Raw genomic sequence first — 11,927 nt, forward strand, 5'->3', positions numbered from 1 at the left:
CCCTCGCCGTCCCATCCCCTGCTGCACAGGCCACGTCCTCATGAAGTTCACGACCCTTGCCTGCGCCCTGCTCGCGCTTTTCTGGCTCAGTCTGCGCGTTCATGCGCAAGTCCAACCGCAACCCGAAGACTACGAATACCTGCGCCGCATTCGCGTGCCGGACGCCGTCGTCAATTGCGTCTCCGCGCTCGATCAGTGGGTGCGCAAAGCGCAGCGCTACGATTCGCTGCTCGTGCCCGACCGCCGCGCGCTCTCGGCGAAGATCGAGCAGCCCGCGCCCGGCAATGTCACGCCCGCGCCCGCCGCAAGCGATGCGCTCACGCCTGTCACATCCGTCGACACGTTGATCCACCTGCACGCCTTCGCCAAGGTACGCGGCAAGTACGCCTGGGTCCCCGTGAAGGCCACCTGCGGTATCTGGCATTCGCACGTCGTCGATATCGCACTGTCGCCGCGCAGCACGCATGCAACGTCGCCCATTCACTGACGATACTTCGTCATCCTTATCGCTGCATGCAACAAAAAAGCCCGTGCGCCAACAACGCACGGGCTTTTTCGCATCGAGCGAGGCGCGGCCCATGCCGCGCGCCAACTCAGTCTGCCTTGACGCCTTCCACCTGGATCTGCAGCGTCGTTGCCGTCTTGAAGCCATACGACTGGCCCCAGTTCACGCCGTAATCCGCGCGGTCGAATTGCGCCGATGCGTCTGCGCCGCACACTTCACGCTTGAGCATCGGGTTCTGGAAGCACTTGAACGAGTCGATCTTCAGGTTCAGCGGCTTCGTCACGCCGTGCAGCGTGAACGTGCCGATCACTTCCACGGGCTTGTCGCCGTCGAAGCGGATCGACGTGCCCTTGTAGGTGGCCGTCGGGTACTTGGCGGTGTCGAGGAATTCGGCCGAGCTCACATGCTTGTCGAGCTGCGAGTTGCCCGTATCGATCGACGATGCGTCGATCGTCACGTCCACCGTGCCCGTCTTCGCCGCACGGTCGATCGTGACCGTGCCCGCGCTCTTCGTGAACTTGCCGCGCCACACCGAGACGCCGCCGAAGTGATCGGCTTCGAAGCTCGGATACGTGTGCATCGGGTCGATGTTGTAGGTCGTCGTGGCCGCGAGCGCGGGCGTGGCGACGAAAGCGGCGAGCGAGGCGGCAACGGCCGCGGCGAAAATCGTGGTCTTCATGAATCGATTCCTGGTGCGAGAGAAACTGGATGAAAAAATGATGCCGCTCGCGCGTCAGTGCGCGGCGGACACGATGTGAAACTTGATCTGCACGTCGTCGGCGACGATCGAGGTGTCCTTCCACTCGCCCGAGCCGATGCCGTACGCGAGGCGCTTGATGGGCAGCGCGCCGTCGAACACCTGGTTGGCGCCGTCCTTGCGGTATTGCACCGGCACGACGACGTCGGTCGTCTTGCCCTTGATGGTCAGCTTGCCGGCCACCGTGAACGCGCCGTTCGCGCCCGGCTTGATTTGCGTGGAGACGAAGGTCGCGTGCGGGAAGTGCGAGGCGTCGAACCACTCGTCGCCGGCGACTTCCTTGTTGTATTCCGGCGCGCCAATGTCGAAGCTCGACACTTCGACGTCGAGCTTCGCGCTCGATGCCGCGACGTTCGCCGGATCGAAGCGCACGTCGGCGGTGAAGTGATTGAAGCGACCTTCGACCGGCACGTTCATCTGCTTGAACACGGCGGTGACGGAGTTCTTAGCGGCTTCGGCCGCGGCGTTGGCGCTGGTGGCGAAAGTCGTGGCGAAAGTCGCGCCGGCGGCGAGCGCCGCGCCGAGCGCGACGACGGAAGCGGTATGGGCAAGACGTTGGATCATGGGCTGTCGGTCCAAGGTGGGAGGCATCGGAAAATGGATTCGGCGCGCACGCGCCGCAAGGTCAGTCGCGCGGCGTGCCGAACGGCAGCATGCGCGAGAGGATGTTCTGGCGGTCGATCAACTGGTGCTTGATCACGGCGAGCACATGCAGCACGACCACGGTGAGCAAGGTGTAGTTCAGCGCGATATGCACGATGCGCAGCACACCCTTGAGCGCGGTGTCGGGGTCGATCAGCACGGGCAGCGGCCAGATGCCGAGGTACACGACCTGAATGCCTGCCGCCGAGCTATACAGGTACCCCGTCACCGGGATCGCGACCATCAGCACGTAGAGCGCGGTGTGGCCGAGATGCGCGGCGAGCCTTTCCCAGCCATGCATGGAGCCGGGCAGCGCGGGGGCGGCATGCGTGACGCGCCAGAGAATGCGCACGAGCACAAGTGCGAGCACGGTCACGCCAATCCACTTGTGCCACGAGAAGTAGCGCAGCTTGGTGGGCGTGATGCCGGGAATGTCGGTCATGACCCAGCCGAGCGCAAAGCCCCAGACGATCAGCGCAGCGATCAGCCAGTGCAGCAGCATGGCAAAGCCGCTATAGCGGCCGGCGGGCTTGACGGAAGGGTTCATCGGCATACGACTCCAATATTCGAGGTGTGCACTTTACCCGGCCAAACCTATTCAAACAATCGTCTAAAATGGATGGTTATCATCCACTTTTTCGATAGATCGAAAAGGACCGTATCTCGTGGACCGCACCTCGGACCGCTCCCCTAGTCTCGAGCAGCTTCGCGCGCTGATCGCCGTCGCCGAAACCGGCAGCTTCTCGGCGGCGGCGCGCCAGCTCGACCGCGCCCAGTCGGTGGTCAGCTATACGATCGCCAATCTCGAGGCGCTGCTGGGCGTCGCACTGTTCGAGCGCGGCAAGCGCAAGCCGGAACTCACGGCCGCGGGCCGCGCGATCCTCGCCGACGCGCGCCGTCTCGATCTGCTCATGGGTCAGCTTAACGCCAAGGCGGCCGGCCTGCAGAGGGGACTGGAAGGCGAGGTTTCGCTGGCCGTCGACGTGATGTTTCCGTCGCAGCGGCTCGTCGAAGCGCTGCAGGCGTTCGCGTTCACGTTTCCCACCGTCGCACTGAATCTCACCATGGAGGCGCTTGGCGGCGTGCTCAAGCTCGTGCTCGACGGCGATTGCGCGGTCGGCATCAGCGGGCCGAACCACAACTGGCCGCATGTGATCGAGGCGCAGTCCATCGGCACCGTGGAACTCGTGCTCGTGGCCGCCCCCTGCCATCCGCTCGCCAAGGCGGAGCATCCCGTGCGTATTTCGGATGCGCGCGAGCACACGCAGCTGGTCCTCACCGACCGAAGCCGCCTCACCGAAGGCCAGAACTTTGGCGTGTACAGCAATCGCGCATGGAAGCTCGGCGACCTCGGCGCCAAGCACCGGCTGCTGCTCGCGGGCCTCGGCTGGGGGTCGATGCCGAAGCATTTGGTGGAAGCCGACCTCGAAGCCGGGCGGCTCGTGCGCGTCGCGCTCGCGGACCGGCGCTCGGTGAGCTACAACATCTCGCTGATCCATCGCACCGACGCCGCACGCGGCCCCGCCAGCGAATGGCTCTGCCACTACCTCACCCAAGGCACGCCGCCGCAAGCGGCACTTCCCGACGCGCGCTGAAAGCTCACTGCGGGCCAACCGCGAGCCAACCGAGGGCCAACTTCGGGCCATCGTCGGCCCAACGGCGCCTCAGCGATGCGCCTGCGAGTTGCAAGAACGCAACCGCGCGCACGCCTGACAATGCTTCACAAACCCTCGCGAGCCGCATCGCGCCGGGCTCGCGCGACGACGGGCGCTGACTTCGCGCCATCGACCTTCGTCTGCCCGCATTTATCGAGATGGACCTCCATGCCAGGATCGCGCCACCGCTCACCGGGAGCGTGGGCATGCGCACCGCCGCACGCCCCGAACACCCAGCGCGAGCTTTGCGTCACGCGCCCGATCACTTCGCATCATGGTCAACTTCATCTGCTTTCTGCTCTGGAATCTCGCCTTGCTCTTCGCCGTGCGCGTGGGTTGCTGGCTCGTTGTCTGCGCGCGGCCCGATCTCACGCTCAATGGCACGCGCATCTTCGTCGGCTTGATGGCGATTGCACTCGCGTTCGACACGGCGGTCACCTTCCTCGTGTTCGCCAGTGCCGGTGGGCCGTGGCAAGCGCACAACCCGAGCGAGACCTACCCCGAGCGCGCCTTCGCCTACGCGCTCGCCGCGTTGATGGCACTGCTGCTCGCGCGGCATGCGCGCCGGCAGGACGCACGCCAGGCGCACAGCGGACCAGCCGGCGCGCACGCAATCGAAACGTCTCCCTACAGCAAATCGACGCTGCCGATGTAAGGCGCGCCGCCCGCTTCAGCTCTTCTTGACCTTTGCGGCCCTATCCGCCTTCGCCACCTTGGGCGCCTTCCCAGTCGCCCCCGCCGGCACGCCAGCCGCCGCGGCAGGCACCACCCCCGACCAGCCCGGCAAGTAACGCGCTTCGGGATCGTGCGCGTGCGAAAGCGCGTCGGCGAGCGCCGCGTCGAAGTCTTTGCGCAAGCGCGTTTCGGATACCTTACGGCGCAGATAGTCGGCCCACAGGAATTCGCTGAACGGTGTCGTGTCCTTCGCGTAGCCGCCCGACGTGCGCAACTCGCCCGCGAGGCTGCGATACGGATCGTCCGCGAGACCCAGGAGCTGCTTGGGCAACTGTTCGAATTCGCAGCGCTCGCCCGAGGCATTGAACGGATGCACCCATTGGTTGTGCTCCATCATGCGCCAGAAGATGGTGGGCTCGAGCCACGAGAGATCCTTAAGCACCGTCACCCGCACGCTCTCCACCGACTCTTCGAGCCACGCGCGGCCAAGGTGGTGGTGATCGACCACGTAGTAGCGCGACTTCGGCCCGAGCACGGCGGGAAACCAGTGCGAGTCGATGGCCGCCGCGCGGCCTTTCTTGTCGAGCGCCTGCCAGTGCGCGCGTTTGGCGTTCACCTCCCGAAAGCCCACCGTGATCTGCGTGGGGCGAAGCTCGTCGAGCTTTACGGTGATGAGATGGAGATCGGTGTTCTGAAGGTTCATGGCGGGCCTCCTTTTTGGTGCGGGTCAGTGTCGGTGTCGATCGCGCAACGATACAGCCGAACGGCCATGCACGCCGCATCGATTGAACGCGCGCTTCGCGCTGCGTGCGCGGGGTCAACCCTTCAAGCCGCTGGGCACGTTGGATGCGCGCTTTTTTCAGTTCGCCTATAAATGCTCCGAGGGACAGACGGCGCCAGCCACGGCACGCGCCGCGCTCCCCGCCACTGTCGGTTGCACGTCTTTTCCGGCTCGATCAACGGCAATTCCACGGCACAAGCGAGGGCATTTTGGATCTCGAAACCATCCGCGTATTCATCATGACCCGGGGCATCGACTTCGGGACCAAGGTCGTCGCGGCGATCGCCCTGTGGATCATCGGGCGCTGGGCCATCAACCTCGTCGCCGGTTTGCTGCGCAAGGTGCTCGCGCGCAACGAGCGCGTCGATCCCACGCTCGCGCATTACCTCAGTTCAATCCTCGCCGCCGTCCTGAACCTGCTGCTGGTCCTCGCGATCCTCCAGGTGTTCGGCGTGCAGACCACCTCGTTCGCGGCGCTCCTCGCCGGTCTTGGCCTCGCCATCGGCACGGCGTGGGGCGGCCTGCTCGCGCATTTCGCGGCGGGCGTGTTCATGCAGGTGCTGCGGCCGTTCAAGGTGGGCGACTTCGTGACGGCCGGCGGCGTGACGGGCACCGTGAAGGAACTCGGCATTTTCGGCACGACCATCATCTCGCCGGACAACGTGGTCAACATCGTCGGCAACAACAAGATCTTCTCGGACACCATCTCGAACTACAGCGCGACGCCCTTGCGCCGCGTCGAGCTGACCGCGAAGATCGCCAACGGTGTCGATCCCGTCGACGCCGCGAACCGCCTGCGCGCCGCCATCGCGAAAATTCCGAACGTTGCGCAGGAACCGGCGCCCGATGTCGAGATTCTCTCGTTCACGCCCGAAGGGCCGCTGCTGGCCGTGCGGCCCTACACGAACAACGACACCTACTGGCAGGTCTACTTCGACACCAACCGCGCGATCGTCGAGACCTTCAAGGACGCGGGCTACCCCACCCCCGAAACGCCTTCGATCATTCGCCGCGTGGGCACCTAGCCCACCACATTCGACGCGCCCGCCAAAGCAAAACGGCATCGCCTTCGCAGGCGATGCCGTTTTTTATTGCGTTGCAGCCTGGTGGCGCCTGGCGCTCAACCGCCGTTGGGCTTGCGCACGGCGCCGCCGCGCGAGTTCTTGCGCAGCATCTTCCACAGGCCGCCAAGCAGGATCGGCACGATCGCAGCGCCAATGCCGACGAGCACGATCACGTTCAGATACTGGCGAATGAACGGAATGTTGCCGAAGAAGTAGCCGAGCAGCACGAGCAGCAACACCCAGAACAGCGCACCCGTGATCGTGAAGAACTGAAACCGTCGCATGCTCATTTGCGACACGCCCGCCACGAACGGCGCGAAGGTACGCACGACAGGAATGAAACGCGCGAGCACGATCGTCTTGCCGCCGTGGCGCTCGTAGAATTCGTGCGTTTTCTGCAGTGCGGCGCGATCGAGGAAGCGTTCGAGCACGGGAATGTGCGTATTGAACACCTTCGGCCCGATGGCGCGCCCGATCAGATAGTTGACCGTATTGCCAAGGACCGCCGCCACGAGCAGCAGCACGATCAGCAGGCCGAGATTCATCTCGTGCGTAGCGGCAAACGCGCCGCCGATGAAGAGCAGCGAGTCGCCTGGCAGGAACGGCAGCACCACGAGCCCGGTTTCGCAGAACACGATCAGGAACAGCACCGCGTAGACCCAGCCGCCGTATTGCTGGATGAAGACACCGAGAAACTTGTCGATGTGCAAGACAAGATTGACGAACTGCAGAAGCGTATCCAAAAGTGTCCCTTATTGATCGTGGGCCGCGCGCCTGAAAAAGCGCGTTCGCCCTGTGTTGCGCGAGAAGCAAAATTGACCGCGCCATGATACCGAAAGTGCCTGGCTGTCACGAAAAATTCCCGCCAATTTCGGTGATTTCGCGCACAAAGCGCTGCTAGATGGCGGTTTTTAGGGGTGCAGATGCGCGCCAGGTGGCGCCGCGCCGACTCGCTATAATTGCGCGCATGTCTTCGAATTCCGAACCCACCGGCGCCGCGCCGGATTCCGCCAACGCCGCCCACGCTGCCAGCACGACCGACGCCGCCGTCGCGTCGCGCGCCGCGCAGCCCGCGCGCGCGATCCAGGCGCTGCCCGATCAGCTCATCAGCCAGATCGCCGCGGGCGAAGTGGTCGAGCGGCCCGCCTCCGTCGTCAAGGAACTGCTGGAAAACGCGCTCGACGCCGGGGCGAGCACCCTGCGCATCCTGCTCGACGAAGGCGGTGTGAAGCGCATCTCCATCGCCGACGACGGCTGCGGCATTCCCGAAGCCGAGTTGCCGCTCGCGCTCATGCGCCATGCCACGAGCAAGATCCGCTCGCTCGCCGAACTGGAAAGCGTCGCGACGCTCGGGTTTCGCGGCGAAGCGCTGGCGTCGATCGCCTCGGTGGCCGAAATGTCGATTACGAGCCGCAGCGCCGACGCGCCGCACGCCGTGAAGATCGAGGGCCACACGGGCGCGATCTCGCCGGCTGCGGGCGGTCAGGGCACGACCATCGAGGTGCGCGAGCTGTACTTCAATACGCCCGCGCGCCGCAAGTTCCTGAAGAGCGAGCAGACCGAACTGGGCCATTGCCTCGAGATGATCCGCCGCAGCGCGCTCGCGCGCCCGGACGTCGCGATCTCGGTGCTGCACAATGGCCGCGCGGTCGAGCACTGGAACGCGAGCGATCCCGCCACGCGCGTTTCGAAGATTCTCGGCGAAGTCTTTGCCACGGCGCACCTGCCGCTCGACGAGCGCGCCGGGCCGCTCGCCGTGTACGGCTGCGCGGGCCTGCCCACGGCGAGCCGCAACCGCGCCGACCAGCAGTACTTCTTTGTGAACGGCCGCTTCGTGCGCGACAAGCTGCTCACGCACGCCGTGCGCGCGGCCTACGAGGACGTGCTGCACGGCGAGCGCTATCCGTCGTACGTGCTGTTCCTCGACCTGCCGCCCGAAGCCGTCGACGTGAACGTGCATCCCTCGAAGATCGAGGTGCGTTTTCGCGATTCGCGCTCGATTCACCAGTTCGTGTTCCACGCCGTGCAGCGCGCGCTTGCGCGCCACGCGGGCGCCTCGCCCGAAACGACCTCGGGCGGCCACGCGGCCGCGCTCATCGAGCCGCGCGCGTTGCCGGGCGCCGGGGTGCTGGGCGCCTCGGTCGGGCTGGCTTCGGGCGCGTCCGATTCCCCGCGCGCAGGCGCAGCGCCAGGTGCTACGGGCGGCTTCGGCACGGACGGCAAGTTCGGCACCGCAAGCGTGGCGAGCAGCTTCGGCGGCGGCGCGGGTAGCCCGCTCTCGCGCGCTTCCGGCTTTGGGGCTTCAAACGCAGGCGGCGCCAACGCGAGCAGCGGCAACACCTGGCTGCGCCAGTCGCGCATGACGCAAGGCAGCCTGCCGGTCGCGCAGCCGCTCGCGCTGTATGACGCGTTGTTCGGCCGCAAGGACGTCGGCGCGGGCACGGCGCAGGGCTCGACCGTGCCGCAGGCGCAAGACGGCGCAGCCGACGCCTTCGCCGCCGGCGCACCGCACGCCGCGTTCGAAGCGGGCGAGGACCATCCGCTCGGCTTCGCGCTCGGCCAGGTGCACGGTATTTACGTGCTCGCGCAAAACGCGCGCGGCCTCGTGATCGTCGACATGCACGCCGCACACGAGCGCATTCTTTACGAGCAGTTCAAGCAGGCCCTTGCCGAGCGCTCGCTCGCCGTGCAGCCCTTGCTGATCCCGATCTCGATGACGGCCGATCCCGTCGAAACGGGCACTGTCGAGGAAGAAAAGGCGACGCTCGAGGCGCTGGGCTTCGACCTCGCCGTGCTTTCGCCCACGTCGATCGCGATCCGCGCGGTGCCCGCACTCCTCAAGGACGCCGATCTCCAGGCGCTCGCGCGCGCCGTGCTCGCCGATCTGCACGAGTACGGCGGCTCGCGCGTGCTCACCGAGCGCCAGCACGAGATGCTCGGCACGCTCGCCTGCCATCACGCGGTGCGCGCGAACCGGCGGCTCACGCTCGACGAGATGAACGCGCTGCTGCGCCAGATGGAAACGACCGAGCGCGCCGACCAGTGCAACCACGGCCGGCCGACCTGGTACCAGCTCACGCTCGCCGATCTCGATCGGCTCTTCATGCGCGGTCAATGACGCAGTCCACGAAACCAGCCGCTGAAGCGTTGCCCGTCGCTTGCCTGCTCGGTCCCACGGCCTCGGGCAAGACGGCGGCCGCGCTTGCGTACGCCGCGCAGTTGGCGGCGCGCGGGCGCACGGTGGAGATCGTCAGCGTCGATTCCGCGCTCGTGTACCGCGAGATGGACATCGGCACCGCGAAGCCGACCGCCGAGGAGCGGGCGGCCGCCGTGCATCATCTGATCGATATCGTCGATCCGCTGGATGCGTATTCCGCCGCCGACTTTCGCGCCGACGCACTGCGCGTGACGGGCGAAATCGTTGCGCGCGGGAACGTGCCGCTGCTCGTGGGCGGCACGATGCTGTATTACAAGGCGCTCACGCAAGGCCTGAACGACCTGCCCTCGGCCGATCCCGCCGTGCGCGCGCAACTCGACGCCGAAGCCGCACGCGACGGCTGGCCCGCCATGCATGCCCGTCTCGCTCAGGTCGATCCGGCCACCGCGGCGCGCCTGGCCCCGAACGACTCGCAGCGCATACAGCGCGCGCTCGAAATTTTCATGCTGAGCGGGCAGCCGATGTCGGTGCTGCTCGCCACGCCGTCCACGCGCGAGGATGAAGCCGCGCGCTATCGCTTCGTGCCGGTTGCGCTCGAACCGTCCGATCGCGGCGTGCTGCACGCGCGCATCGAAGCGCGTTTCGATGCGATGCTCGCGGGCGGCCTCATCGACGAGGTGAGGGCGCTGCGCGCACGCGGCGACCTGAATCCCAGCCTGCCGTCCATGCGCTGCGTGGGCTACCGCCAGGTGTGGGAATACCTCGACGGCGACGCGGACTACGACACCATGCGCGACAAGGGCGTATTCGCCACGCGCCAGCTCTGCAAGCGCCAGCTCACGTGGCTGCGCGCGATGCCGGAGCGCATCGTCGTGGATTGCTGCGCGCAAGACGCGACCGCACAGGCCGTCGCGGCGGTGGAGCGGATTGTCGGCTGAGACCGCCGGCCCATTTTCCCGCCATCGATTCCCGGGCGCCTTGTGCGCCACAACATCCCCACCCACGTTCACTCGACGCGCGTTCGACGACCGCGCGCGCGTCCTCCGCCGCCGCAGCGCGCCACCGAAAACCGCCCTCGCCCGCTTGACTTTCGATCGACCGGATACGATCATTCGTTCACCACTAGAGCAATTGCTCAGGCTCGAGCCGTCAGGCCGCTTTGAGTAAGGAGACACCGAATGAACACCGAACGCAGCAATGCGAACGTGATCCTGCACATCGGCGCCGGGTCGTTTCACCGGGCGCATCAGGCGTGGTACCTGCATCGCGTGAACCTCACGCGCAAGCCCGACGAGGCCGCCTGGTCGCTCACTGTCGGCAACATCCGCTCCGACATGAACGCCGTGATGGACGCGCTGGCCGCGCAGAACGGCGCCTACACGCTCGAAACGGTCACGCCGCAGGGCGAGCGCGCCTACGAAACGATCCGCTCGATCACGCGCGTGCTGCCATGGTCTGCCGATCTCGCGAGCCTGATCGACGCGGGCGCCGACCCGAACTGCAAGATCATCGCGTTCACGGTGACCGAAGGCGGCTATTACCTCGACGAACATGACCGGCTCGACACCGCGAACCCGGACCTCGCTGCCGACCTCAATGGCGGCCGCACGACCATTTACGGTGCCCTCGCCGCGATCCTCGAAGCGCGCATGGCACGCGAGGGCGGCCCCGTCACACTGCAGACCTGCGACAACCTGCGCAGCAACGGCAAGCGCTTTCACGCGGGCATGCGCGAGTTCCTCGCGCTGCGCGGCGCAACGGATCTGCGCGCCTGGTTCGACGCGAACACGGCCTGCCCCGACTCCATGGTCGATCGCATCACGCCACGCCCCACGCCCGACGTGCGCGAGCGCGTGAAGGCGGCGACTGGCGTGGACGACGCCTGTCCCGTGATGGGCGAGGCGTTCATTCAATGGGTGATCGAGGATCACTTCTGCGCCGGGCGGCCCGCCTGGGAGCGCGCAGGCGCGGAGATGGTCGAATCGGTGATGCCCTATGAGGAAGCGAAGATCCGCATCCTCAACGCCACGCACAGCTGCATCGCGTGGGCGGGCACGCTCGTTGGGCTCGACTTCATCCACGAAGGCACCCACGACGCCGACATCCGCACCTTCGCGCGCGAGTATGTGAGCGAGGACGTGATTCCCTGCCTCACGCCCAGCCCGCTCGATCTCGCGAAGTATCGCGACGTCGTGCTCGAACGCTTCAGCAACCCGTATATCCAGGACACGAACCAGCGCGTGGCCGCCGACGGCTACTCGAAGATCCCCGGCTTCATCGCGCCCACGCTCGCGCAACGCATCGCCAGCGGCGCGACGCCTGCCGCCACGGCCATGCTGCCCGCGCTCTTCCTGCGCTTTCTCGCGCGCTGGCACAAGGGCATGCTGCCCTACACCTACCAGGATGGCGTGATGGACCAGGCGGCCGTGCACCGCATGTTCGACAGCGGCGACCCTGTCTCGACGTTTCTCGGCGACAAGCTGCTCTGGGGCGGCCTAGCCGGCAACCCGACGCTGGGCGTCGCCGTGCGCGGCGCGCTCACGCGCGTCGACGCGTGGCTCGCCTCACGCGGCTGCAGCGTGTGAAGCCACACCGCGGCTTGATCCGTCACACCCGCGCCGCGCGCGCCCTCCGGGTCGGCGCGCATGGCGTCGCGCACGGCGCGCGGCTAAAGTAGCGCAACTCTCATTA

The 11,927-nt window shown here is 66.5% G+C and carries 11 protein-coding genes and 1 pseudogene; 7 read left to right on the forward strand and 5 right to left on the reverse strand.

Annotated features, from left to right (window positions below):
- The first annotated feature begins 40 nt into the window (after positions 1-40).
- Positions 41-487, forward strand: a complete 447-nt coding sequence (locus U5A65_RS20925) for a BspC domain-containing protein (protein ID WP_321935068.1) — start codon at positions 41-43, stop codon at positions 485-487.
- Between the two features lie 106 nt (positions 488-593).
- Here the strand turns inward: U5A65_RS20925 and U5A65_RS20930 are convergent, their stop codons facing one another.
- From U5A65_RS20930 to U5A65_RS20940, 3 genes are all read right to left on the reverse strand, one after another.
- Positions 594-1,184 carry a YceI family protein gene (locus U5A65_RS20930; protein WP_321913781.1) on the reverse strand — a complete coding sequence of 197 codons (591 nt, stop codon included), beginning with the start codon at positions 1,182-1,184 and terminating at the stop codon, positions 594-596.
- Between the two features lie 54 nt (positions 1,185-1,238).
- A complete protein-coding gene (locus tag U5A65_RS20935) occupies positions 1,239-1,826 on the reverse strand; it encodes a YceI family protein (RefSeq protein ID WP_321913780.1) in 588 nt (195 codons plus the stop codon).
- 61 nt (positions 1,827-1,887) lie between these two features.
- On the reverse strand, positions 1,888-2,457 hold the full coding sequence (locus U5A65_RS20940) for a cytochrome b (protein WP_321913779.1): 570 nt from the start codon (positions 2,455-2,457) through the stop codon (positions 1,888-1,890).
- Positions 2,458-2,569: 112 nt separating this feature from the next.
- On the opposite strand from U5A65_RS20940, the gene U5A65_RS20945 reads away from it, so the two are divergent.
- Both U5A65_RS20945 and U5A65_RS20950 read left to right on the forward strand, forming a co-directional pair.
- Positions 2,570-3,499 carry a LysR family transcriptional regulator gene (locus U5A65_RS20945; RefSeq protein ID WP_321913778.1) on the forward strand — a complete coding sequence of 310 codons (930 nt, stop codon included), beginning with the start codon at positions 2,570-2,572 and terminating at the stop codon, positions 3,497-3,499.
- 334 nt (positions 3,500-3,833) lie between these two features.
- Positions 3,834-4,214: a hypothetical protein gene (locus U5A65_RS20950; RefSeq protein WP_321947220.1), complete on the forward strand. Its 381-nt coding sequence runs from the start codon at positions 3,834-3,836 to the stop codon at positions 4,212-4,214.
- A 102-nt stretch (positions 4,215-4,316) separates the two neighbouring features.
- Here the strand turns inward: U5A65_RS20950 and U5A65_RS20955 are convergent.
- Positions 4,317-4,937: pseudogene (locus tag U5A65_RS20955) on the reverse strand (ParB-like protein); the annotation flags it as partial.
- 287 nt (positions 4,938-5,224) lie between these two features.
- Between U5A65_RS20955 and U5A65_RS20960 the strand changes: the two are divergent.
- On the forward strand, positions 5,225-6,040 hold the full coding sequence (locus U5A65_RS20960; protein WP_321935066.1) for a mechanosensitive ion channel family protein: 816 nt from the start codon (positions 5,225-5,227) through the stop codon (positions 6,038-6,040).
- Positions 6,041-6,135: 95 nt separating this feature from the next.
- On the opposite strand, the gene U5A65_RS20965 is transcribed toward U5A65_RS20960, so the two are convergent.
- Positions 6,136-6,822, reverse strand: a complete 687-nt coding sequence (locus U5A65_RS20965; RefSeq protein ID WP_321913775.1) for a DedA family protein — start codon at positions 6,820-6,822, stop codon at positions 6,136-6,138.
- A gap of 224 nt (positions 6,823-7,046) precedes the next feature.
- Between U5A65_RS20965 and mutL the strand changes: the two genes are divergently transcribed.
- From mutL to dalD, 3 genes are all read left to right on the forward strand, one after another.
- Positions 7,047-9,197 carry a DNA mismatch repair endonuclease MutL gene (gene mutL, locus U5A65_RS20970; RefSeq protein ID WP_321947222.1) on the forward strand — a complete coding sequence of 717 codons (2,151 nt, stop codon included), beginning with the start codon at positions 7,047-7,049 and terminating at the stop codon, positions 9,195-9,197.
- A complete protein-coding gene (miaA, locus tag U5A65_RS20975; protein WP_321947224.1) occupies positions 9,194-10,174 on the forward strand; it encodes a tRNA (adenosine(37)-N6)-dimethylallyltransferase MiaA in 981 nt (326 codons plus the stop codon). Before mutL ends, miaA begins: the two co-directional genes overlap by 4 nt.
- Before the next feature lie 240 nt (positions 10,175-10,414).
- On the forward strand, positions 10,415-11,821 hold the full coding sequence (gene dalD / locus U5A65_RS20980; RefSeq protein ID WP_321947226.1) for a D-arabinitol 4-dehydrogenase: 1,407 nt from the start codon (positions 10,415-10,417) through the stop codon (positions 11,819-11,821).
- The last annotated feature ends 106 nt before the right edge of the window (positions 11,822-11,927 follow it).

This window comes from Paraburkholderia sp. J10-1 (genome assembly GCF_905220165.1).
In the GTDB taxonomy this organism is placed as follows: Bacteria; Pseudomonadota; Gammaproteobacteria; order Burkholderiales; family Burkholderiaceae; genus Paraburkholderia.

Bases quoted from the DNA above. Each gene is read 5' to 3' on its own strand.
- mutL (WP_321947222.1), top strand. From the start codon at position 7,047: ATGTCTTCGAATTCCGAACCCACCGGCGCCGCGCCGGATTCCGCCAAC.
- U5A65_RS20950 (WP_321947220.1), top strand. From the start codon at position 3,834: ATGGTCAACTTCATCTGCTTTCTGCTCTGGAATCTCGCCTTGCTCTTC.
- U5A65_RS20940 (WP_321913779.1), bottom strand. From the start codon at position 2,457: ATGCCGATGAACCCTTCCGTCAAGCCCGCCGGCCGCTATAGCGGCTTT.
- U5A65_RS20930 (WP_321913781.1), bottom strand. From the start codon at position 1,184: ATGAAGACCACGATTTTCGCCGCGGCCGTTGCCGCCTCGCTCGCCGCT.
- miaA (WP_321947224.1), top strand. From the start codon at position 9,194: ATGACGCAGTCCACGAAACCAGCCGCTGAAGCGTTGCCCGTCGCTTGC.
- U5A65_RS20925 (WP_321935068.1), top strand. From the start codon at position 41: ATGAAGTTCACGACCCTTGCCTGCGCCCTGCTCGCGCTTTTCTGGCTC.
- dalD (WP_321947226.1), top strand. From the start codon at position 10,415: ATGAACACCGAACGCAGCAATGCGAACGTGATCCTGCACATCGGCGCC.
- U5A65_RS20935 (WP_321913780.1), bottom strand. From the start codon at position 1,826: ATGATCCAACGTCTTGCCCATACCGCTTCCGTCGTCGCGCTCGGCGCG.